Source organism: Klebsiella sp. 28, assembly GCF_018223905.1.
GTDB lineage: Bacteria > Pseudomonadota > Gammaproteobacteria > Enterobacterales > Enterobacteriaceae > Klebsiella > Klebsiella pneumoniae.
Map to the genome: position 1 here is coordinate 23,349 of NZ_JAGRQY010000040.1, position 23,071 is coordinate 46,419.

A 23,071-nucleotide genomic window follows, 5' to 3' on the forward strand; every position below is an offset into this window, starting at 1 on the left:
CACCCGGTAGCATAAGCGGAAAAATGAATTGGCTCAGCGGTTATTTTTTCTTCTGAGCCATTATTGCTGGCGCATTGATTGCCTGAAATATAAAAAAGGCCCATACTAAAAACGCCATTACCATCGCTAAATAATGGCGCAGATCTGCCCATCGCAGTTAACGATAAAATAAACCAATCGGCTCATAGATAATCTCTATTCTGTATTCAGAGATAATGACCAGAGCGGTAATTCAGGAAGTCAGACAATGATCATTCGGCCAGAACAACACTGGTTTCTTCGCCTATTTGACTGGCACGGCTCCGTGCTGTCGAAAATCATCTTTCGCCTGCTGCTAAATGTGCTGATGTCGATCATTGCCATTATCAGCTATCAATGGTACGAACAGCTGGGGATCCACTTAACCGTGGCGCCGTTCAGCCTGCTGGGGATTGCGATTGCGATTTTCCTCGGCTTTCGCAACAGCGCCAGCTACAGCCGCTTCGTCGAGGCGCGCAATCTGTGGGGGACGGTGCTTATCGCCGAACGCACGCTGGTGCGTCAGCTGCGCAATATCCTGCCGGCGGAACACGATGCCCATCGCCGCATCGTCAGCTATCTGGTGGCCTTTAGCTGGAGCCTGAAGCACCAGCTGCGCAAAACCGATCCGACGGCTGACCTGCGGCGGTTGCTACCGGAGGAGAGGGTGACGGAGATCCTCGCCAGCTCAATGCCCACCAACCGGATCCTGCTGCTGGCCGGCAACGAAATTGGCCAGCTGCGGGAGGCGGGCAAGCTCAGCGACATCACTTACGGGCTGATGGACAACAAACTCGACGAGCTGGCGCACGTGCTGGGCGGTTGTGAAAGGCTGGCCACCACCCCAGTGCCTTTCGCCTATACCCTGATCCTGCAGCGTACCGTCTACCTGTTCTGTACGCTGCTGCCGTTCGCCCTGGTCGGCGATCTGCACTACATGACGCCGTTTGTCTCGGTCTTTATCTCTTACACCTTTTTATCGTGGGATTCGCTGGCGGAAGAGCTGGAAGATCCGTTCGGCACCGCAGCCAACGACCTGCCGCTGAACGCGATGTGCAATACCATCGAGCGCAATCTGCTCGACATGACCGGTCAGCATCCGCTGCCGGAGACGCTGCGTCCGGACCGTTACTTCAATCTGACCTGAGCCTGGCCCACCGGGCGGTTTCCGCTGCCCGGTCATCACTTTCCGTAGTAATTTATCCGTCACAGCACCGCGGTGAAAACCGCAAAATTTGCAAATAAGTTAAATTTAACACCTGATAGATAACATCAATTATACAGAATTGTGGTGTATGTTATTATTCAGTTAACAAACGCAGTACCTACGCTTTCCCATCGTACTATCCTTGAGAAACAGCATTCTTTTCAGGTGACGCCATGCGATTCACGCTTCGTCGCCGGGGTTGTTGTACGCCTTTTTCGGCTAGCGACAGCCAGAACAGAGCAGCAGGAGTAAAGAGATGACCAATAAAAGACGCGCGGTTCCCGGTGTTCACCCCTATGACGGTCCGGCAGGCGGGTGGGGCGCGTTGAAGGCCACGGCCATCGCCGTGCGCACCCAGATGGATGCCTTTGAGGCGCCCGCCACGCTGCTGCGTACCAACCAGCCGGACGGTTTTGACTGCCCGGGCTGCGCCTGGCCGGATAAAGAACATAAATCGACCTTCCAGTTTTGCGAAAACGGCGCCAAAGCCGTGACCTGGGAGGCGACCACCAAACGGGTGACGCCCGCATTCCTCGCGGCAAATACCGTTTCTTCCCTGCTGGCAAAAAGCGATTTTGAACTGGAGGGCTACGGCCGCTTAACCCATCCTTTGGTTTACGACCGGGACAGCGATACCCTGCGCCCGGTGGCGTGGGAGCAAGCCTTCGCCCGTATCGGCGAGATCCTCCGCGGCCTACAGCCGGATGAGGTTGAATTCTACACCTCTGGCCGAGCCTCCAACGAAGCGGCGTGGCTGTTCCAGCTGTTTGCCCGCGAGTATGGCACTAACAACTTCCCCGATTGCTCCAACATGTGTCATGAATCCACCAGCGTGGGCCTGCCACAGTCGATCGGCATTGGTAAAGGCACCGTCTCCCTCGACGATTTTGACCAGACCGAGCTGGTGATCTCCATCGGCCATAATCCGGGCACCAACCACCCGCGGATGATGGGCACCCTGCATGAGCTATCCCGCCGCGGCGTGCCGATTATCGTTTTCAATCCGCTGCGTGAACGGGCGCTGGAGCGTTTTGCCGATCCGCAGAACGTGATGGAGATGGCGACCCGGCGCTCGACGCCGATCGCCTCGACCTACTACCAGGTACGGGCCGGCGGCGACGCGGCGGCGCTGAAAGGGATCGCCAAAGCGCTGCTGCAGCTGGAGGAGGAGCAGGGCAATGTGCTCGACCACGCGTTTATTGCCCAACATACCCAGGGATTCACCGCCTTCGCCGATGACCTCCACGCCACCCGCTGGCAGGATATCGAGCAGGAGTCTGGCCTGACGCGCGAATCCCTGACCCAGGTTGCGGCGGCTTACGCCAAATCCAGGGCCACCATCGTCACCTACGGTATGGGCATCACCCAGCATAACAAAGGCACCTCCAACGTGCGTCTGATTGCCGACCTGCTGCTGATGCGCGGCAATATCGGCAAGCCAGGGGCCGGGATCTGTCCTTTGCGCGGTCACTCGAACGTCCAGGGTAACCGCACTGTCGGGATCAGCGAAAAACCCTCCGCGGCTTTCCTCGACAGCCTGCAGCGGGTGATGGGGATTACGCCGCCGCGGCATCATGGCCACGATGCGGTAAAAGCCCTGGAGGCCATGATCGCCGGCGATGCCAAAGCGCTGATCTGCCTTGGGGGCAACTTCGCCGTGGCGATGCCGGACCACGAACGCGCCTTCCCGGCGATGCGTGGCCTTGAGCTCAGCGTTCACGTCGGCACCAAGCTCAACCGCTCACATCTCCTGACGGCGAAAGAGACCTTTATTCTGCCGTGTCTGGGCCGCACCGAGCTTGACCTGCAGGCCAGCGGCCGGCAGTCGATCACCGTCGAGGATTCGATGTCGATGGTGCATGCTTCGTCGGGCAAGCTTAAGCCCGCCTCGCCGATGCTGCGCTCGGAGCCGGCGATTGTCGCCGGTCTGGCGAAGGCCACCTTGCCCGCCAGCAAAGTGGACTGGCAGTACCTCGTGGAAGACTACGATCGCATTCGCGATCTGATCGAACAGACCATTCCAGGGTTCGAGAATTATAACCAGCGCATTCGCCATCCTGGAGGCTTCCGCATGCCGCTGCCGCCGACCGAGCGCATCTGGCCTACCGCCACTGGTAAAGCCATGTTCTCGGTATTTAAAGGGGTGCATGAGAACGTGGTGGTGGAGGGTGAGGACGTGATGCGCCTGGTGACGCTGCGCAGTCATGACCAGTACAACACCACCATCTACGCGATGGATGACCGCTACCGTGGCGTCTTTGGCCGCCGAGACGTGCTGTTTATGAACGAGCAGGATATGGCCGCCCAGGGTCTGGAGCATGGCGATCGGGTGGATATCCATACCGCGCTGCCGGGAAGCGCGCTGACGCTGGAAGATATCACGGTGGTGGCCTACGGCATTGCGCCGGGCACCGTCGGCGCCTATTATCCGGAAGCCAACGTGCTGGTGCCGCTGAACTATCTCGATGAAGAGAGCGGCACCCCTTCGTATAAGTCGGTTCCCGTTCGCCTGACGCTGCGCTCGAAAGAGATCCGTCCGCTGGCCGGCGGGCGCTAAAAAGGTATAGCGCAGAGCGGCGTCGCGCCGTCCTGCGCCCCGCAGCACCTCGTGGTGTCCTCGCTTGAATTTATCGCTAGCGAAACTAACATTCTGGTAACCTGTGCGCGGCCCCGGGGGTGAACGGCGGGGTTCAAACGGGAAAGAGAATGGATATTAAGCAACTCAAGTATTTGATCGCGCTCGATCAGACGCGCCATTTTGGCCAGGCGGCGGCGGCCTGTCATATTACCCAGCCGACGCTCTCCATGCGCATTCGTAACCTGGAAGAGGAGCTGAACCTGACGCTGATCCAGCGCGGCCAACGCTTTGAGGGGTTTACCCCGGAGGGAGAGCGGATCCTGGCCTGGGCGCGGGCGGTGCTGGCCGCTCATGACGGCCTGGCGGCAGAGGCGGCCATCTGTCGCGGGCAGATGGTCGGCCAGCTGCGGGTCGGTATGGTGCCGCTGGCGAGCCTCAATCCGATGCAGTTGATTAAACCCCTGGCGGAGAAATATCCGGCGCTGCAGTTCAGCCTGTTGTCGATGACCTCGGAGCAGATTATCGATGGCGTCAGCCGTAATCAGCTGGATCTGGGGATCTGTTATCTGCAGCATCTGGATGAAGGTCAGTTCAAGATTGCTCGCTTGCCGCAAACCCGGATGGGGCTCCTGCACGATAAACGCCATTTCGACTTCAGCGCCGGGACGCCGGGATGGGAGACGCTGGCGACGCTGCCCCTTGGCTTTCTGACCAAGGGGATGTATTACCGGGAATCGATTGAAATATTAACTATGGCAACAGCCGTCATTTAAGTTAACAACAACCGATATGTATTACTCCATAATGATATATTAGGCTGACTTCCTGGTTAGATTATGATGCATTAATGTCATGCCGGCATATGAATTCTTAAATGAATATGTCTGAAAACTAATAATATCACGGACTGTTTACATGTCATCTCATACCAACATTGTACAAGAAAAGGCTTTGCAACTGATGCAAAGCATTGGTCAAAATACCTACCTTAAGTCAATCATGAGCGGTATGATGCTCATATTGCCAGTAACGATCATGAGTTCTGTGGCGACTTTGGTTAAAGTGTTTCCGTTTGCTCCATATCAGGATTTTTTGTTACGACACAACTTAACTCGCTTCTTTGATATCCCGATTACCTTCACGAATAATTTTTTAGCCGTGATTGTCGCTTTCTCCGTTGCCTATACGCTAGCGAAAAATTTCGATGTTGATGGCTTCATGTCAGGCCTGATTTCAATGATCTCTTTCTTTATTTTAACGCCGTATGATCTCGGTGAAATAGGGCCGTTAGGGCAATCATTTTCAATCCCTGGCCAATGGCTGGGGCCCATGGGGCTGTTTACCGCCATTCTGGTGGCGATAATTTCAACACGAATATTCGTGGCGATAACTCGCAAGGGGTTGATTATCAAAATGCCAGAAAATGTCCCTGAATTTATCTCCAAATCGTTCTCTTCATTGATTCCAGGAATCGCCATCCTGACGCTGTTTACAATTATCTCCGCAGTCATTACCAGCGTTGGTTATGGGAGCATTCACGAAATTATTTATAAATTAATCCAGGTTCCGCTAACATCACTTGGATCCGGAATCTGGTCACTCATCTTTGTTGCTGTTGTTGCGCAATTGCTATGGTTTTTTGGGCTGCATGGCCACGCTATCACCCTCGGTATCGTAGCGCCGATCTGGTTTGCCATGGATGCCCAGCAGCTTGCTGCGTATGCTGCAGGCGTCGACTTACCCAACATCACCGGCTTTGCGTTCTTTATGACTTATGGCGCTGCTGGAGATTTATTGCCGCTGGCTATAATGCTCGCTTTTTTCGCGAAGAGCGCACGCTATAAAACGCTCGGTAAGATCGCCTTGCCGCCAGCTATCTTCACCATTGGCGAACCGATGGCTTATGGCGTGCCGCTGGTAATGAATTTTACTCTGGCGATTCCTTATATTTTTATCAATGGCATCATGCTCGGCATTGCATGGTATCTAACGGTCATTGGCGTATTGCCTCGCGTCGCTGGGGTGAGTACCCCGGCCGGCATGCCGATCATTATTTCTGGTTTTATGCAGGGGAGCTGGAAAATTGCCGCTTTCCAATTTATAGGACTTTTTGCGCGATTTGCAGGATGGTATTTCTTCTTCAAGACTGCCGATCTTGTCGCTTGCCGGGAAGAAAATCAGACGGATACCATTTGAATGCTCCTTAAAAAAATGCCAGCAACGCCAATTTAGCCATGGTGGGAAAGATGTTAAGTATCAATTACCAAACGGAAAACATTATTGTCGATCATCTGCCAATTATGGTGTGCTGGTCTACCAATTATCCTCAAAAGTCATTTTCGATAAAAGTGTATAAAGGTGCCGAACTGGTATCTCTTATCGCAAGAGAGGGTAATAATACAATTGTCACTCTCGATGCAATATCGTTACAAAGCTTTACTTCTTATACCATAGAAGTCCTTACCCACGGTGACAATGGTGAGAACAACGTTTTTAGAAACAGTTTTACAACCAGTAATCTTGGCCATTTTTCTGGCCGCTGGGTGAGCGGTGGGCATCACTTCACTAATGATATTCATTACTATCGCGGTAAACGTAATGTGGTGATGAGAAAAACAATTTATCTCGACGAAGACCTCCTCGATGCCTATATCAGTATTGTTGGTCTTGGTTTTTATAAATTGTATATCAACGGTAAAGAGGTCACACGCGGTGAGCTCAATACTGACTGGACAAATTATGCTAAAATTATTTATTATGATACTTACAATATAAAGCCGTTTATTAATCAGCCGAAAAATGAAGTCATTGTTGAGCTAGCCGATGGCTGGTTTAATCCAGCACCGCTTAAATTATTTGGTAAATATAACCTGAGAGAGACCTTAACCATCGGTGAACCACAGGTCATCGCTGACATTTATATGAGGTTTGCAGATCGCGAAATGTCATCGGTAGTGATGCCGACTGGCAATATTGCGAAGGCGCTTATACCTTCAATAATATCTATTTGGGCGAGCGCCTGGATATGAAACTGTTTCGCGGAGACAACACCACCGATTTGCTGATGCCTGACTGGAAAAATGTGGTGCTGAGCAACGGGCCTGAAGGCCGTCTGGTCTCGAGTTTTATTCCGAAAATTAACCATACGTTGTCCCTCGGGGCAGAGCATATCCACGTCGTAGACGAAGAGACATTCATTATTGATTTCGGTGCCATCGTCACCGGATTTATCGATTTATCCATTACCGCGTCTGAGAATCAACGTGTGGAACTGCTCTATAGCGAAGACGTTGATGAAAACTACGAACTAAACACTGACTCCACCCTTGCGGGATTTGTCGGCAAACAGGTTACTGAAGGTGTGATTATTGACGGCGGAATTGGAGCACCGGCGAGGGCGGAACAGAAGGATGCCTTTGAATGCCGCAGTGGGAAGAATCATTTTATCAATGCCTTTACCTGTCATTCGTTTCGCTATGTGCAGTTAAGCGGTATTAATATTGAACAATTAAACAACGTTCAGGCGCTTTCAGTACATACTGTACTAAGGGAAAACGGGGGCTTTTACTGCTCAGATCCTTACATAAATAAGCTCTTTGAGGTTGCTAAAAGAACCAAACTGAATAACATTCATTCGGTCTTCGGGGATTGTGCCCGCGAACGTTTCGCCTATGGTGGAGACATTGTCGCGTTGGCCCGGTCGCAAGTGTATCAGTTTGACTCTGCCGCTATTTATAAGAAAACTATCTTTGATTTTATCAATGATATTCGTCCCTGTGGTGGTGTGACGGAAACTGCGCCATTTATGGGAATTAAGACTAATGGAGTCGGCGGGGAAACGGGCCCCCTGGGCTGGCAACTGGTATTACCTTATTTGATAGCCATTCACTATCGACATTATGGCAATGTCAATCTGCTGGCCGAAAGCTTGCCATTTCTTGAGAAGCAGATCCTCTCCCTGGAAATGCGCGACTTTGATGACCTGGTGACCTGCTGCCTGGGTGACTGGGGAAGCCGCGTTCATGATATGCGTAATTACAAAAATGGCTCGCCAGCTCTCCATTTCACCAGTGCTTGTTTCTATTATTATCATTTGTTAATTATCGCAAAAATATGTGATGATCTTGGCTTTAAAGAAAAATGGCTAAAATATATTGGCAAGGCCAATAAAATTAGAGAGAAAATTTTATCACTCTATAAGAATACGGATGGCAGCTTTGCCGATCGCAGTCAGACCAGCTTTGTTTTTGCAATCTACTTCGATTTGTGTGATGATATCGAGAGTTCATTGAATGCATTGATCGATCTCATCAAAAAAGAGCAAAATGTTATCACTTGTGGGATTTTTGGCCAAAGTTTTGCCTATGAAATATTTCATCGCTATGGTCATAATGAATTAATCCTTGAATGGTTAAGAGTCGAAGCCGGATTCAAGAAAATGCTTAAAAATGATGCCAGCACATTGAAGGAATTTTTCGGTGATAACCTGAATGGTTCGAATAATCATGCGATGTTCAGTTCTTATTCCAGTTGGCTGTTTCAGGCTTTGGGCGGCATTACCGTCGCTGAGGAGGCGGTTGGTGCTGATGTTATTTTAATCAGTCCATCCTTTACTGACACGATTAACTTTGTGGATTGCTGGCATCAAACCATCAGAGGGCGTATTGAGTGTCGCTGGCGGCGCTATAAAAAAGGCATTGAATTAGTCATCAAAGTGCCATTTAACCTCAAAAAATGCACCCTTAAATTACCAAAAGTGTATCAACTTAATAAACAATTACCTGCGCCGATAGACTGTGATACCTATCATCACTTTTATGACATTACCGATGCAGGTGAGATAAAAGTACTATTGTAATGATAGTGCATACCCAAACGTTCGCTCCAGTTAGGTACTTTTATGTTACACCATGATATTCATGAAAAGCTACTGGCTTATACCGATAGAGAACTCGAACTGCTTCGCGCTAACTATCAACTGTGTCATAAATTCAAAAGCCATATGGAGCGAAGGTTTTTCAAAGACAACTACATTCATATTGAAAAGCAGACCCGATTTACTAAAATTCCGTTGCATTCTCATGGCTTTATCGAGCTTATTTATATATATCAGGGTAAAATGCATCAGAAGATTAATGAAGAAAGTCTCACTTTAGGTAAGGGTGAGATCCTGCTTATCAACCAGTTTGCCAGACACGAAATTGAAGCCGCAGGGCAGAATGATATTATCATCAATTTTATTATTAAGACCGAATTTTTCGGTCGACTCATGTCACTTTTTGACGAAAATAACATCATTTCCCGTTTTATCCTTTCAGCAATTAATGGCAGAAAAAAACATGGAGAACATATTCACTTTAAAGTGGGGGAAATCGACGCAATTCAAAACATTATGCATGTCATCATTAGCGAGATCTACAGTAATAACCACTTAAAAGAGATACGCGTCAATTTCCTGGTGGGACTGTTGATGACCGAACTGCTCTCGAATGTGCAAGCCAGCGATTATCATATCAACGGCAGTTACAATGAATCACTTGCTATGGCCGTGTTGAGATATATTGATACAGATTATAAAACTGCCAGCCTGAAAGAGATCTCCTGTCGTTTAAATCAGCCTAATTATAAGGTGAGTAAACTGATAAAAGACTTCACTGGTAAGAACTTTAGCGATTTGTTGGTTGAAAAACGCCTGGATGTGTTGATCCATCTCCTTAAGCATACTAATCACTCTATTATTGATGTTATTAATATGACGGGTTATGAAAACGCCTCGCATTGTTATAAGGTATTTAAAGAGAAATATAATATGAGTATTAAGGAGTATCGTGATCTGAACTCCTGAATAGTAAGTTGGCTCACAGCGTTCATGCTATTGCATGTTTTTGTAATAAGTAAAATCGGCAACAACCGATATATAAAAAGGCAAGCTGGGTTATAACACGGGTGGCATTCTTTAAATAAAATCAGATAAGCAATAAAAATAATAATTTTATTTATTTTATATCTCTTACCCGATGGAGTCTGAAGAATGAACCCCAGAATTATTATTTCAGGTGTTATCTCATGTTTTCTGCCTGCGACCTTATGCCATGCGGCCAATCTAAGCGACGACGGCAGCTTCCAGTTAAATGGATATGGCATGGTGGCTGGAGATTTTCAGAGCGAACTAAACCGTCCCAAAAACATGTCGTTGCATACCGATCCCACCGGGCCTAATCAGGATCCTCGTGGCAAAATGGGCGATTTGGGAAACAGTTTCTGGCACGATTACTGGACATCGCTGGCTATCACTAAAAAATGGCAGGGGCTGGCTTCTCCCGAGCAATGGGCTGATTACACCTATGAAATGGTGGGGTACGGCGATAAAACGGTAGAAACGGCACAGAATTATGGGCGCTTTGGTGGGCTCTCTTTTCTTCCCGAGGGCGCAAACATTTGGGCTGGGCGTCGTTACCTCGATCAACGTATTAATATCTTCGCTTACAATACCAAAGAAGTACATATTGATTCCGGCCTCGGTTATAACAGTAAGAATTTTGATTTGAACGTTGGTACCGACCAGATCGACTGGTCCAGCGATACCGCGCCGCAGGCGATAGAAGGCTCGCGGCGCATCGTTGATATGGCTTATCGTATCGATCAGACAGAGCTGGGTATGACCTATGTTAAAGAAATTGATGACCCATTGGGCACTGGCAAGCAGAAAGCAATTAGTTTTTCCGCGAAATACAGCATGCCGTCTTTTTGGGGAGTGGCAAAGGGACAATCGACAGTCAAATTACAGTATGGTAAAGGGGTTATTGCTCCTTATCTGAACACCAGTCGTATTACCGTCCTTAGCGAAGAGGGCGATTCTTCAATGCGTTTTTCCACCGACGGAAACTTGACGTTATTTGATGATTTTGCCGTCTCGCCGGCTTTCATCTATGAATATACCAAGCGTGAAAAAACTGCTGACCGAACCACCTTTATACCTGATACAGGTTATTCAGGGGGGGACATGACCTATGGTTCCGCAAATGAAACCGGGATCTTTACCGGCGTAAACGTTAAACAAAATATTCATCACCAAAATCTCTCCATGTTGTATGAAGTCATGGTGAATAACACTATCAATAAAAATGGCGTCGAAGGTGCCAGCGGCGTCGGCTACAAAATTGCCGCCGGCCCGGCCCTGCAACTGGATGTTTTACCGTATGTCGCGCCGATTCTCAGTTTGACGGTTACCTACGCAGGCGGGGACAAAGAGGTCACGTTATTGCCGGAAGACTCGGAGTGGCGAGTCGGGTATCGAATGGAAGTCTGGTTCTGAATCATTACTACATCACTACAGGATATTACCCTATGAACAAACACGTCGCTGCTATGCTGACGATGCTTATTATTCCGTCTGCTTTTGCGCAAACACCTTTAACAGACAGCAAAACTATCGTTATTAAACCCAGCGCTCTGGCCGTCGAGATGGTGCCTGATATTGCCTATTCATTTACGCAAAATATCATGGGACGACCGCTCCAGTTAACGATGGATTTGCTCAAGCCTTATGCTGATAAACCGTTACCCGCAGTAGTATTTATTACCGGCGGCGGCTTTCTCGATGCGCCCAAATCAAAATTCATCGGTCAGCGGGTCGATATTGCCCGGGCCGGTTACGTCGTCGCCAGCATTACCTATCGGGTCGTACCCAATGTGACTTTCCCGGGCATGGTTGAAGATGCGAAAACGGCGGTCAGATTTTTACGCGCCAATGCTGAAAAATTAGGCATCGATCCCAACCATATCGCTGTGATGGGCGAGTCGGCGGGTGGGTATTTAGCCGCCATGGTGGGTACCACCAGCGGCCATAAGGAATTCGACCAGGGAGAGTATTCAAATCAAAGCAGCGATGTGCAGGCGGTGGTTGATCTCTATGGTCTGTCCGATCTGACGAAAGTCGGGGCTGACTTTTCCGCGGACATTCAAAAAGCGCATCAGTCACCGGCCATACCAGAGGCGATGCTGGTTAATGGTATTCCCTGGCAAGGCGGTGGCGCGATCTCCGCCTATCCCGAAAAGGCGAAACGGGCTAATCCTATCACCTGGATTTCGAATAAAACGCCGCCTTTTCTGCTAATGAACGGCGATGCCGACAATGTGGTTTCACCCAGCCAGTCAACGCTTTTACACGAGGCGCTGGTAGCGAAAAAAATACCGTCCACCCATTACGTGGTGAAAGGGGCGGATCACGCAGGTTTGATGTGGTATCAGCCTGAAGTATCAAAAATTATTATTAATTTTTTAGACCAAAATCTCAAAGATAAGCATCAATAATACGTTACAGGAACAGGTAAATAAGATGAAAAAAATATTTTTGTGCTGCGCTGCCGGCATGTCAACGAGCATGGTAATGAATAAAATGAAACAAGCGGCCGCGGCGCAAGGCATTGCTGTCGATATTATTGCTGTTTCAATGGATGATTTTGATCGCACGTTACCAAATTACGATTGCTGTCTTTTAGGGCCGCAGATTAAATATAAATTCGAAGAATTTAACAAAAAGGCCGCTGCGGTGGGCAAGAGAGTCGCCGTTATCGATAGCATGGATTACGGCATGATGCGTGGCGATAAAATTCTTGCTGCGGCGCTGGCGCTGCTGGATGAACCTTCACTTAACAAGTAGGGAAACCGTATGGATATGGAAGCAACCGTCATGGAACTCATCATTAACGCCGGTGAGTCCCGCAGTCTGGCGATGCAGGCGCTGCAAGCCGCCAGAAAAGGAGTGTGGCAGGACGTTGATAGGCTGATGCAGGACGCCGCAGATGCCGCAAAACGCGCGCATGATGTACAAACCATGCTTATCGGTATGGATGAGGGCTGTGGCAAAGTACCGGTTAATCTTATTCTGGTACATGCCCAGGATCATATAATGACCTCTATGCTCGCGCGGGAGTTGATCGCGGAGCTTATTGAGGTTCAGCGCCAGCTGCAACATCGCAACTGATAAAATATGTCGCCGCCGGCACCTTCGGCGGCGACCGCCATCAGATATTCTCCAGACGAATGCCTCGCGTTCTCGGGCCGAAGATCCCTACCGACAGCATCACCATCAGCATACTGACGACGATAAAGCTAATCACCCCCGGCGTGCCGGCGTATTGCAGAATAATGCCGATCAGGATGCTGGTCACCGCGGTCGAGAGCCGGCTGAACGAGTAGCAGAAGCCGACGGCGCGGGCGCGAATATGGGTCGGGAAGACCTCGGCCTGGTAGGCGTGATAGCTGATGGTCAGCCAGGCGTTGGACCAGGTGATCATAAACCCGCAAATCACCAGCAGAATCGGGTTGTTTTGCAGGGCGAACAGGGTGCCGAAGATAACGGTCATCAGCGCGGAGAGGACAATCTGCCACTTGTTTTCAAAGCGATGCACGAAGCGGGTGCAGAACAGGCAGCCCAGCGGATAGGCGAGGGTGATAAAGAAGGCGTACAGCAGGCTATGGGTGATGCTGGCGCCCTGACCGGAGAGCAGCGCCGGCAGCCAGTTGCCAAAGCCGAAGAAACCGATCGCCTGGAAGAAGTTCATCACCATCAGCATCAGGGTGCGCTGCCGATACTGCGGCGCCCAGATTTCGCGGAAGGTGCCGCGTTTGACGACGCTCTGTGCCGCATGCGCATGCTTTGGCGACGGCGTCAGGCCGCAGCGGGCTTCCATCTCACACATCACCGTATGCGCGTCATCATGCCGCCCTTTGCTTTCCAGCCAGCGGGCTGACTCCGGTAGCTTTTTGCGGATAAACCAGATCGCCAGCGAGAACAGTGCGCCAAAGATGATCACCCAGCGCCAGCCGCTGAGGCCGAACAGGGTGGTCGGCACCAGCATCCAGGACATCAGCGCCACCGCCGGAACCGAGAGGAACTGGATGAAGAAGGCAAAGGCAAAGGCTTTATTGCGCAGATGGGTTGGCACCCATTCGCTGAGGTAGGTATCAATGGTCACCAGCTCAATGCCGAGGCCGATCCCCACCAGAAAGCGGAAGAAGATCACCCCTTCCGCGCTACTCTGCGTCGCCATCAGCAGCGAAAAAAGACCGTACCAGGCGAGCGCCACCATAAAGGTCAGGCGGCGGCCCAGTTTGTCCGCCAGCGGCGCCAGCAGACTGGCGCCGATAAACAGCCCCATAAAGGTGGCGGAGGCGAAGGCCGCCTGGTCGGCGATGCCGAAGATGCCCGCCTGTCCGGTGTGGAAAATGCCCTCCGCCAGCAGGCCCGCGCTGATATACCCGGTCTGGAAGAGATCGTAGAGCTCAAAGAAGCCGCCAAGTGAGAGCAGGGTAATAAACGACCATAACCCAAATGAGGCGGGCAGCGCATCAATGCGTCCGGTTAAGCTGGCGTGCGGTTGTCCTGGCGAAGCATAGGGCGTTTCGCCGAGAACCTGGGTGGTAGACATGGTGTTGTGTTCCTCAGGAAGAATGGTTTGCCTGCTAATGTTAATTGATTGTTAATAGTTTTAAATTTTTAATCCTTAGCCTTAGCGACATTCTTTAGCGTAAGATCGCGCTGGGGAGACATAAAGTTGATATTCATGCTGGTTTTCGCCGCATCCCAGCGACGGAATTGAAGTAAATCACCGCTGACGGCATTTTAGTCGCCTGGCGATGTCACGCTACGCAGGACCCGCGAAAGACAAACTAAACGAATCGTCACCGGCGGCGTTTTCGTGCTTTACCCATCATTACCCCGGGCTATAATGTGCCCACTTTTATTCAGGAGTCATACGTTGGACAGTCACCCTTATTGCGATTTTCCGGCAAGCTAACGCGATCATTTCGCTGCTTGCCGTCCCGGCGGGCAGCAATCTCTCAGTTCCGGATTGCCTCCCTCAATAATTTATGCGCCATTGAGCGCGAGAGGCAGCGTTATGTTTATGTTTTCCAGACCCTTATTTCCTCCACCATCATCCACCGGCTAATCGCCCGGCGCGGCTGAGCGCTACATCTGTAATTTTTGGCTTTCTGTTTTCTGGAGGAAGGCGCGATGGTATTTCCTTATATGACTCATTTACTCGCGGCAATGTTGTTGGGGGCGCTGATCGGCGCGGAACGACAGTGGCGGCAACGTATGGCCGGTTTACGCACCAATGCCCTGGTGGCCACCGGCGCGGCGGTGTTTATTCTCAGCGCGATGTCGGCCTCGCCGGACAGCCCGGGGCGTATTGCGGCGCAGATCGTCTCCGGTATCGGCTTCCTTGGGGCAGGGGTGATTATGCGCGATGGCATGAACGTCCGCGGCCTCAATACCGCCGCCACGCTGTGGTGTTCGGCCGGGATCGGCGTACTCTGCGGCCTGGGACAGTTCTGGAACGCGACGGCGGCTACGCTGATTATTCTGTGCGCCAATATCCTGCTGCGCGAGGCGGCGCAGCGCATTCATGCCTTGCCGGGGGCCGGTGACGAAGAGAAACGCTATGTCTTACGCGTCACCTGTCTGCGCGAACATGAAAATGCCGTGCGTCAGCTGTTGCTGAATATTGCGCAGCAGCAGCGGTTTACCCTGCAGGGATTGCAGTCGGCGGCGGCGGACACCGCGGACCATCTGGAGATTTGCGCGCAGCTGATTAGCCATAAGCAGCACCAAAAAACGCTGGCGCAAATTATGGCGCAGATGGGCGTTCAGCAGAACGTCACATCGGTGCACTGGCGTGTCGGAGAGGCGTAGGGGCTGGCGGCGGAGCAGCGGAAACGGCCGCTCGTCGCGCGATTCGCCATCCCGCGGGAAAGCGGCTAGAATGGCCTCCTCGCAGGAGGTTATAAGAATGTTAAATAATGGGTGTGTACCCTCGGAATCTGGTCCCACAGAGGTGACGGCTGATTTTCGTTTTACCCGCGTGATGGCCGAGCAGGCGGCGCGGGCGCGTCTGACGCTGGACGACGATCAGCTGTCACTCATCGCCCGCCTTGACGCCCTCGGTCAGCAGTTGGTGTCCACGACAGGCAGCCCGCAGGGGGTATACGTCTGGGGACGTACCGGGCGAGGGAAAAGCTTTATCCTCGACCACTTTTTCGCCAGCCTGCCGCTCGCCGCCAGGCGGCGGGTCCATTTTCATCACTTCTTCCGCGAACTGCACCAGCGGCTGAATGCCCCCGGAGCGCCCGACTTGCAGACGGTGATGAGGCAGATGACATCCGGTTGCCGCCTGCTATGCTTCGACGAATTTCATCTACACGACCCCGGCGACGCCATGCTGATTAAAGCCTTGCTGGAACACCTCTTTCAACACGGTATCGTGCTGCTGGCCACCTCAAACTACCCGCCGGAGATGCTGCTGCCCAATCCGCTGTATCACGATCGCTTTTTACCGTCGATCGCGCTGATCCGCGCCCATCTAACGGTGGTGGCGCTGAACGGCGAGGAGGATTATCGCGAACGGCATCTGAGCCAGGATAACGCCTTCTGCAGCGGGCGGATGTGGGTTAATCCGAATGCACAACAGCGTCAGCTGTATGACCTGCCGTCGCTGCCTGGCGAACCGGTTTCGCTGACGGTAGGCTATCGCACGCTGCTGGCGGCCGCGGCGTCGCCCGCGTTGCTGCACTTCACCTTTACCCAGCTTTGTCAGGCCGCCACGGCGGTGATGGACTATCTGACGCTCTGCGAAAGCTATGCCGTCTGGCTACTGGACGAGGTGCCGCCATTGGCTACGGTGGGGCCGGCGGCCCAGCAGCGCTTTATCAATGTGATTGATGTGCTGTATGAAAAGCAGATCCGCCTGCTGCTGGTGACCCGCTGCGACCTGGAGACGCTGGTGGCAGGGGTGGAACTGGAGGATATTCAACGAACGCGGAGTCGCCTGCAACAGCTGCCGCGGGCGGTATAAGAAAAACGCCCCGGCGGGAGCCGGGGCGAGGGGATTACAGATCGAAGCGGTCGAGGTTCATCACCTTGGTCCAGGCGGCAACGAAGTCATGCACCAGCTTCTGCTGCCCGTCGGCGCAGGCGTACACTTCCGCCAGGGCGCGCAGTACCGAGTTGGAGCCAAACACCAGGTCCACGCGGGTGGCGCTGTACTTCGCTTCGCCGGTTTTACGGTCGCTGCCGGTAAACAGCTCCGCGTTATCATCGGCCGCTTTCCAGACGGTAGCCATATCCAGCAGATTGACGAAGAAGTCATTGCTGAGCACGCCGACGCGGTCGGTAAACACCCCGTGTTTGCTGCCATCGTAGTTCGCGCCCAGTACGCGCAAGCCACCGACCAGCACGGTCATTTCCGGGGCGGTTAGCGTCAGCTGCTGCGCTTTATCGATCAGCAGGGTTTCCGTCGAGACACCGCCTTCGATACGGCGATAGTTGCGGAAGCCATCCGCCAGCGGCTGCAGCAGATCAAACGACTCGACGTCGGTCTGCTCAGGCAGAGCGTCGACGCGGCCTGGGGTAAACGGCACATTGACGCTGACGCCGGCGGCAGCGGCCGCCTGCTCAACGCCGACCACGCCGGCCAGCACGATAATATCGGCCAGCGACGCTTTGCCGGAGGCGCGCTGGATCGCCTGCAGGGTCGGCAGCACCCGGCTGGCGATGGCGTTAACCGGCCAGTCTTTCTGCGGGGCCAGCGCCAGACGCGCGCCGTTAGCGCCGCCGCGTTTATCGCCACCGCGGAAGGTGGAGGCGGACGCCCAGGCGACCGAGACCAGCTCACTGACCGACAGGCCGGCGCCGGCGATGGCGCTTTTCAGGCTGGCGATATCTTCCGCGCTCGGCTGATGGGTCGCTGCCGGCAGCGGATCCTGCCAAATCAGATCTTCTTTCGGCACTTCCGGCCCGAGGTAACGGGATTTTGGCCCCATATCACGGTGGGTCAGCTTGAACCACGCCCGGGCGAACGCCTCGTTAAAGGCCTGCGGATCGTTGAGGAAGCGACGGGAGATTTTTTCAAACTCCGGGTCGAAGCGCAGGGTCAGGTCGGTGACCAGCATGGTCGGTTTGCGCTTTTTCTCCGGGTTAAACGGATCCGGGATAATCTCCGGCGCGTCTTTGGCTTCGAACTGGATCGCGCCAGCCGGGCTGCGGGTCTGCACCCATTCGTATTTGAACAGGTTTTCGAAAAAGTAGTTGCTCCACTGGGTGGGCGTCTGCGTCCAGACCACTTCCAGACCGGAGGTGATGGCGTCCGCGCCTGCGCCGCTGCCGTAGCTGGAGTGCCAGCCCAGACCCTGCGCTTCCAGCGGCGCGGCTTCCGGCTCGGCGCCGACGTGGCTGGTTTCTGCGGCGCCGTGGGTTTTGCCCAGCGTATGGCCGCCGGCGATCAGCGCGACGATCTCTTCATCGTCCATCGCCATATTGCCGAAGGTGGCGCGAATGGCCGCCGCGGCGGACAGCGGCTCGCCGCTGGCGTTCGGACCTTCCGGGTTGACATAAATCAGACCCATTTCGGTGGCGCCGATGGCCTGTTTCGCCAGGCTTTCCGGATGACGGTGGGCCAGCCACTCTTTCTCATCGCCCCAGTCGACGTCGAGATCCGGTTCCCAGACGTCTTCGCGACCGGCGCCAAAGCCAAAGGTGCGGAAGCCGGCGTTTTCCAGAGCGACGTTACCCGCCAGCATGTAAAGGTCGGCCCAGGAGATTTTCTGGCCATATTTCTGTTTCACCGGCCACAGCAGACGGCGGGCCTTATCGAGGCTGACGTTGTCAGGCCAGGAGTTCAGTGGGGCAAAGCGCTGCTGTCCACGACCTGCGCCGCCGCGACCGTCAACGGTGCGGTAGGTGCCGGCGCCGTGCCAGGCCATACGAATAAACAAGCCAATATAGCTACCCCAGTCTGCCGGCCACCACTCTTGCGAATCGGTCAGCAGCGCTCTGAGATCAGCCTTCAGCGCGGAGTAATCGAGCTTTTTAAACTCTTCCCTGTAGTTAAAATTCTCACCCAACGGGTTGGAGCGATTGGAGTGCTGGTTTAACAGATCGACACGCAGCTGGTTCGGCCACCAGTCGCGGTTGGCGGTGCCGCTGCCGGCGCTCTGTTTTGGCGTCTCGGCGTGGAAAGGGCACTTCCCGGCGGATGCATTGTTGGATGGGTCGTTAGACGTGCTCATATCAGGCTCCGTTTGCTTTTGTGAATGCCGTTACGATATACACTGCTACCAATAAGCGATATTTGAATGAATCTACGGATTTAATAGCTATTTCCGTTCAATGAAGGGTTAGGCAACCCCCTGGTGGGACCGTGTCGGCCTGGAGATTGAGATTAACCTCATTAGTAACCATAGCCGTAACGAGGCGGCAAAGGAAACGATCCGCGTCAAGCTGGGCGAAGGAATGCTAATTGTTTGAGATATGACAAGTTTTACTACGAAACTCGCATTAGCGCTGCCAGTAGGGCGGCGATCCAAACACGTCGGCAAAATAGTCAATCACTGTCCGCACGTTGAGAGAGGGATGGCGGGTATAAGGATAAATCGCCGCGATATACGATGGCGTGTGGCTGATGGCCGCCGAATAGCGATCCATCAGCGTGACTAATGTCCCGTTGTGCAGCGCTTCGCTGACCATCCAGTCGGGAAATAACACGATCCCCATCCCGCCGATGGCTGAAGTGAGCAGGGCATCGGCATTGTTCGAGGTCATGAGCGGGGTCAACGGATAGTGCCCCCATGCCTCTTCGCGCTGGCGAAACAGCCAGCGGTTGGCTCCCTGCGAACCGCCATACACCAGCGTGCGATGTTGATGCAATGCCTCCGGCGAAGTCGGGCTGCCGTACCGTGAAACATACTCCGGGGAGGCGGTCAGGTAATAGCGCTGGCTGCCAAACACTCTGGCGTGATAGCCCGCGTCCGGCAGGCTGCTGATGCGAAAAAGGATATCCGTCGCATCGCGATGGGGATCGATAAAATCGTCGGTCAGCATCAGGTCAAACTGCAGTTTGGGATGCCGGGCCGCCAGTTCCGGAAGCCAGGGGGCGATATGCCGCTGACCAAAATAGACCGGCGCATTGATCCGCACCAGTCCGCCGGGGACCTGTGCCCGATCCTGTAACGCCCGTTGCGCGTCGGCGTACTGTCCCAGCAGTTCCCGGGCGGACGCTGCGAAAAGGCGTCCTGCTTCGGTCGGTACCACGGCACGGGTGTTGCGGTAGAACAGCTGCTGCCCGAGGGCATCTTCCAGCTGCTGGATGGTTCGCGAGATCAGCGAGGGAGAGACCCCTTCGCGGCGGGCCACTACGGAAAAACTCTGGTTATCGTAAACCGCGATGAAAAGCTGAAGGGCGCGAAAATCGACGCTGCTGGCATCGGCCATCTGTGCAATTCCTGCAATAGTGTTTTCTGCATTATACCGTTTATCGCATCAGCACGCTGTTTTATCCTCAGCCGCCTGTTGTACAGAGGAGGCGCAGTAATGGCGTTATTATTCATTTTATTAGTGATTGCCGGCGGCATGGGATTATCGGTCGAGGCCGGCCTGCTGGGGCCGCTGGCGAGCCAGGTGGGGGATCTGTGGGCAACCATGAGCATCTTTGGGATTGGCGCAGTGTTAACCTTTTTTCTGATGCTCTTTTTCAGCCCGCGTAGCAGCCCGTCGTTCTTTTCTCTGCCCGGCTGGCAACTCACCGGCGGTCTGTTGGGGGCGGGGTACGTGGTGATCTTGACCATGGCGACGCCGGTGATTGGTATTGCCATGACCATGATCGGCATCCTGGCGGGTCAGGTGGCGAAAAGCCTGGCGATCGACCATTACGGGTTATTCGGCAGCCCACGGCGCAAAATCGATCCGCGGCGCGCCATGGCGCTGATGTTGATTATGGCGGCGTTATTGCTGGTGGCTCTGGGTTAAGGAGGGGAAATGGATACGATAGTGATCATTCTGGCACTGTGCGGCGGCGCATTGCTTAGCGTCCAGGCGGCGATAAATGGCCGTCTTGGCAGCCAGGTGGGGGTGCTGCGCAGCGCCTTTTTAACCTTCGCCACCGGCGCGCTGGTGACGGGATTGCTGATCCTGTTTTTTGCTCCAGCGACGTCGGTAAACCTGATACAGGTGCCTAAGTGGCAGCTGCTGGGCGCATTTTGCGGCGTGCCCTACATCGTCATTATGGTGCTGGCGGTGCAGCGGATAGGCACCGCTACGGCCACCGTGGCGGTGATCTTTGGCCAGCTGACGATGAGCCTGCTGATCGACAACTTTGGCTGGCTGGGCAACAGCACGATGGTGTTCTCGCCGGCGCGACTGGCGGCGGTGATATGTCTGGCCCTCGCGCTGTACTTAATCTATACCTCAGGGAAGTCGGCTACCTCCCACGTGTCGGCCCGCGCAGAACAGTGAGCTGCGCCGACGCGTCGGGCATCGTGAATATAGCCTGACGCGTCATGGGCAAGGTTAAGAATAACGATCCCTCTAACATGCTGAAACATTTCTGCCAGATCATTAGCAACCTTTCAGTAGGGCTGACGCTGCGATAAGGCTATGCTTCCCGGCCGTTACGCCGTTGGCTTTTCCAGTGATTCAGGTGATGTACCGCTAATGCCCCTTTTGAGAGATGAAATTCGCGACCACTCCGCGGAAGAGATGCTGTTTATCCGCCGGGCCGCAATTGCTTTTCTGCTGGTGGTGGTCTGCTTTGGCGTGCTGATCGTTAACCTCTACCATCTGCAGGTGGAGCAGCACGATTTTTACCAGACCCGGTCAAACCAGAACGACATCAAAATGCTGCCCATCGCCCCCAGCCGCGGGCTGATATTCGATCGCAACGGTATTCCGCTGGTGCAGAATATCACCCTGTATCGCCTGCAGGTGATCCCGAGCAAAATTCCCGATATGGCCGCGCTGTTGCAGCAGCTGACGCCTATCGTCGACCTGACGCCGGACGACATCGCCAGCTTTCGCGACGATATGCACCACACCAGCCGCTACAAAGCGGTCACCCTCAAGTCAGACCTCAGCGATGTGGAGGTGGCCCGCTTCGCGGTCAACGAATTCCGTTTCCCCGGCGTGACGGTGGAGAGCTACCAACAACGGGAATACCCCTACGGCGCAGAGCTGGCGCACGTGGTGGGCTATGTGTCGAAAATCAACGACAGCGATCTGCAGCGGCTGGCGAAAAACGGCGAAGAGGAGAACTACGCCGCCGACCGCAATATCGGTAAGCAGGGCATCGAGGGCTATTATGAAAAAGCGCTCCACGGCACCACCGGCTATCAGGAAGTGGAGGTGGATAACCACGGCCGGGTGGTGCGTCTACTGAAAGAGGTGCCGCCGGTGGCCGGAAAAAACATCTATCTGACTCTCGACCTTCATCTCCAGCAGTATATTGAGTCGGTGCTGAAGGGACAGCGGGCGGCGGTGGTGGTGGTCGACCCGCGGGATGGCGGCGTGCTGGCGATGGTCTCCAGTCCCAGCTACGATCCTAATCCGTTCGTCAAAGGTATCGGCTATCAGGCCTATAAATCGCTGCTGGAGAATCCGGACCGGCCGCTGATCAACCGCGTCACCCAGGGGCTATATCCTCCGGCTTCGACGGTCAAACCCTATATGGCGCTGTCGGCGCTCTCCGCTGGGGTCATCACCCCGAACACCACCTTCTTCGGGGCGCCGACGTGGACGCTGCCGGGCACACAACGCCGCTACCGCGACTGGCTGAAAACCGGCCACGGCATGCTCAACGTGACTAAAGCCATCGAAGAGTCAGCAGACACTTTTTTCTATCAGGTCGCCTTCGAGATGGGCATCGACCGGATCCATGAGTGGCTGAGCAAGTTCGGCTACGGCCAGTCCACCGGCATCGACCTTAATGAGGAGTACGCCGGGGTGCTGCCCAGCCGGGAGTGGAAACAGCGGGTGCATAAAAAGCCCTGGTATCAGGGGGACACCATCTCGGTCGGCATCGGCCAGGGGTACTGGATCGCCACCCCGATCCAGATGGTGAAGGCGCTTACCACTCTGCTGAACAATGGTAAAGTACAGGATCCGCATCTGCTCTATTCGATGAAGCAGGGCAACCATGTGGAACGTTATCAGCAGCCGGCGAACCTGCCGCAGGTGGGTGACCCGAAATCCCCGTACTGGGGCATTGTGCGCAACGGCATGTATGGGATGGCGAATCAGCCCAACGGCACCGGCTATAAGCTGTTTCATACTGCGCCGTATCAGATCGCGGCGAAGTCCGGGACCTCGCAGGTCTTTAGCCTGAAGCAAAACCAGACCTATAACGCCAAAATGATCCCGGTGCGTCTGCGCGACCATATCTTCTACACCCTGTTTGCCCCTTATCAGCATCCGAAGGTGGCGATGGCGCTGATTC

15 protein-coding genes and 3 pseudogenes are annotated in these 23,071 nt (G+C 53.7%); 15 read left to right on the top strand and 3 right to left on the bottom strand.

Annotation, left to right across the window (positions count from 1 at the left end):
- The first annotated feature begins 247 nt into the window (after positions 1–247).
- The 10 genes and pseudogenes from KHQ28_RS08035 (at position 248) to KHQ28_RS08080 (ending at position 12,789) form a co-directional block, all read left to right on the top strand.
- Positions 248–1,165: a bestrophin family protein gene (locus tag KHQ28_RS08035; protein ID WP_004148478.1), complete on the top strand. Its 918-nt coding sequence runs from the start codon at positions 248–250 to the stop codon at positions 1,163–1,165.
- A gap of 316 nt (positions 1,166–1,481) precedes the next feature.
- Positions 1,482–3,782, top strand: coding sequence for an FdhF/YdeP family oxidoreductase (locus KHQ28_RS08040; protein ID WP_004200021.1), 2,301 nt, complete (start codon positions 1,482–1,484; stop codon positions 3,780–3,782).
- A gap of 149 nt (positions 3,783–3,931) precedes the next feature.
- Positions 3,932–4,549, top strand: a pseudogene (locus tag KHQ28_RS08045) (LysR family transcriptional regulator); the annotation flags it as partial.
- Positions 4,550–4,763: 214 nt separating this feature from the next.
- Positions 4,764–5,999, top strand: coding sequence for a PTS sugar transporter subunit IIC (locus KHQ28_RS08050; RefSeq protein WP_014343100.1), 1,236 nt, complete (start codon positions 4,764–4,766; stop codon positions 5,997–5,999).
- Between the two features lie 50 nt (positions 6,000–6,049).
- Positions 6,050–8,661 (top strand): annotated as a pseudogene (locus tag KHQ28_RS08055) (family 78 glycoside hydrolase catalytic domain).
- A gap of 42 nt (positions 8,662–8,703) precedes the next feature.
- Positions 8,704–9,648 (top strand): helix-turn-helix transcriptional regulator, encoded by a 945-nt coding sequence (locus KHQ28_RS08060; RefSeq protein ID WP_004180047.1) that lies wholly within the window; start codon positions 8,704–8,706, stop codon positions 9,646–9,648.
- 186 nt (positions 9,649–9,834) lie between these two features.
- A complete protein-coding gene (locus KHQ28_RS08065; protein WP_032418921.1) occupies positions 9,835–11,118 on the top strand; it encodes a carbohydrate porin in 1,284 nt (427 codons plus the stop codon).
- A gap of 32 nt (positions 11,119–11,150) precedes the next feature.
- Positions 11,151–12,106: pseudogene (locus KHQ28_RS08070) on the top strand (alpha/beta hydrolase fold domain-containing protein).
- A 35-nt stretch (positions 12,107–12,141) separates the two neighbouring features.
- The gene (locus KHQ28_RS08075; protein ID WP_004180042.1) at positions 12,142–12,465 is read left to right on the top strand and encodes a PTS sugar transporter subunit IIB; all 324 of its coding nucleotides are present in this window, start codon (positions 12,142–12,144) and stop codon (positions 12,463–12,465) included.
- 9 nt (positions 12,466–12,474) lie between these two features.
- Positions 12,475–12,789, top strand: coding sequence for a PTS lactose/cellobiose transporter subunit IIA (locus tag KHQ28_RS08080; RefSeq protein WP_004180041.1), 315 nt, complete (start codon positions 12,475–12,477; stop codon positions 12,787–12,789).
- 40 nt (positions 12,790–12,829) lie between these two features.
- Here KHQ28_RS08080 and KHQ28_RS08085 read toward each other — a convergent pair whose 3' ends face one another.
- Positions 12,830–14,236: an MFS transporter gene (locus KHQ28_RS08085; protein ID WP_004180040.1), complete on the bottom strand. Its 1,407-nt coding sequence runs from the start codon at positions 14,234–14,236 to the stop codon at positions 12,830–12,832.
- Positions 14,237–14,823: 587 nt separating this feature from the next.
- Here KHQ28_RS08085 and KHQ28_RS08090 point away from each other — a divergent pair.
- Together KHQ28_RS08090 and zapE are read left to right on the top strand one after the other, a co-directional pair.
- Positions 14,824–15,504, top strand: coding sequence for an MgtC family protein (locus KHQ28_RS08090; protein WP_002906011.1), 681 nt, complete (start codon positions 14,824–14,826; stop codon positions 15,502–15,504).
- 97 nt (positions 15,505–15,601) lie between these two features.
- Positions 15,602–16,663, top strand: coding sequence for a cell division protein ZapE (zapE, locus tag KHQ28_RS08095; RefSeq protein ID WP_023325230.1), 1,062 nt, complete (start codon positions 15,602–15,604; stop codon positions 16,661–16,663).
- 34 nt (positions 16,664–16,697) lie between these two features.
- On the opposite strand, the gene katG is transcribed toward zapE, so the two are convergent.
- On the bottom strand, positions 16,698–18,875 hold the full coding sequence (katG, locus tag KHQ28_RS08100; protein WP_004180028.1) for a catalase/peroxidase HPI: 2,178 nt from the start codon (positions 18,873–18,875) through the stop codon (positions 16,698–16,700).
- 268 nt (positions 18,876–19,143) lie between these two features.
- Positions 19,144–20,076: a LysR family transcriptional regulator gene (locus KHQ28_RS08105; RefSeq protein ID WP_032418922.1), complete on the bottom strand. Its 933-nt coding sequence runs from the start codon at positions 20,074–20,076 to the stop codon at positions 19,144–19,146.
- 99 nt (positions 20,077–20,175) lie between these two features.
- Here KHQ28_RS08105 and KHQ28_RS08110 point away from each other — a divergent pair, with 99 nt between their 5' ends.
- The 3 genes from KHQ28_RS08110 to mrdA form a co-directional block, all read left to right on the top strand.
- Positions 20,176–20,610 (top strand): DMT family transporter, encoded by a 435-nt coding sequence (locus KHQ28_RS08110; protein WP_004143693.1) that lies wholly within the window; start codon positions 20,176–20,178, stop codon positions 20,608–20,610.
- A 9-nt stretch (positions 20,611–20,619) separates the two neighbouring features.
- Positions 20,620–21,096, top strand: coding sequence for a DMT family transporter (locus KHQ28_RS08115; protein ID WP_032418923.1), 477 nt, complete (start codon positions 20,620–20,622; stop codon positions 21,094–21,096).
- Positions 21,097–21,294: 198 nt separating this feature from the next.
- Positions 21,295–23,071: penicillin-binding protein 2 (gene mrdA, locus KHQ28_RS08120; RefSeq protein WP_211777583.1), on the top strand; the 1,777-nt coding region annotated here is incomplete at its 3' end.

Coding starts and splice junctions, on each gene's coding strand:
- KHQ28_RS08090 (WP_002906011.1), top strand. CDS start 14,824: ATGGTATTTCCTTATATGACTCATTTACTCGCGGCAATGTTGTTGGGG.
- KHQ28_RS08115 (WP_032418923.1), top strand. CDS start 20,620: ATGGATACGATAGTGATCATTCTGGCACTGTGCGGCGGCGCATTGCTT.
- KHQ28_RS08035 (WP_004148478.1), top strand. CDS start 248: ATGATCATTCGGCCAGAACAACACTGGTTTCTTCGCCTATTTGACTGG.
- KHQ28_RS08110 (WP_004143693.1), top strand. CDS start 20,176: ATGGCGTTATTATTCATTTTATTAGTGATTGCCGGCGGCATGGGATTA.
- KHQ28_RS08105 (WP_032418922.1), bottom strand. CDS start 20,076: ATGGCCGATGCCAGCAGCGTCGATTTTCGCGCCCTTCAGCTTTTCATC.
- KHQ28_RS08065 (WP_032418921.1), top strand. CDS start 9,835: ATGAACCCCAGAATTATTATTTCAGGTGTTATCTCATGTTTTCTGCCT.
- zapE (WP_023325230.1), top strand. CDS start 15,602: ATGTTAAATAATGGGTGTGTACCCTCGGAATCTGGTCCCACAGAGGTG.
- KHQ28_RS08050 (WP_014343100.1), top strand. CDS start 4,764: ATGCAAAGCATTGGTCAAAATACCTACCTTAAGTCAATCATGAGCGGT.
- KHQ28_RS08040 (WP_004200021.1), top strand. CDS start 1,482: ATGACCAATAAAAGACGCGCGGTTCCCGGTGTTCACCCCTATGACGGT.
- KHQ28_RS08075 (WP_004180042.1), top strand. CDS start 12,142: ATGAAAAAAATATTTTTGTGCTGCGCTGCCGGCATGTCAACGAGCATG.
- katG (WP_004180028.1), bottom strand. CDS start 18,875: ATGAGCACGTCTAACGACCCATCCAACAATGCATCCGCCGGGAAGTGC.
- KHQ28_RS08080 (WP_004180041.1), top strand. CDS start 12,475: ATGGATATGGAAGCAACCGTCATGGAACTCATCATTAACGCCGGTGAG.
- KHQ28_RS08060 (WP_004180047.1), top strand. CDS start 8,704: ATGTTACACCATGATATTCATGAAAAGCTACTGGCTTATACCGATAGA.
- KHQ28_RS08085 (WP_004180040.1), bottom strand. CDS start 14,236: ATGTCTACCACCCAGGTTCTCGGCGAAACGCCCTATGCTTCGCCAGGA.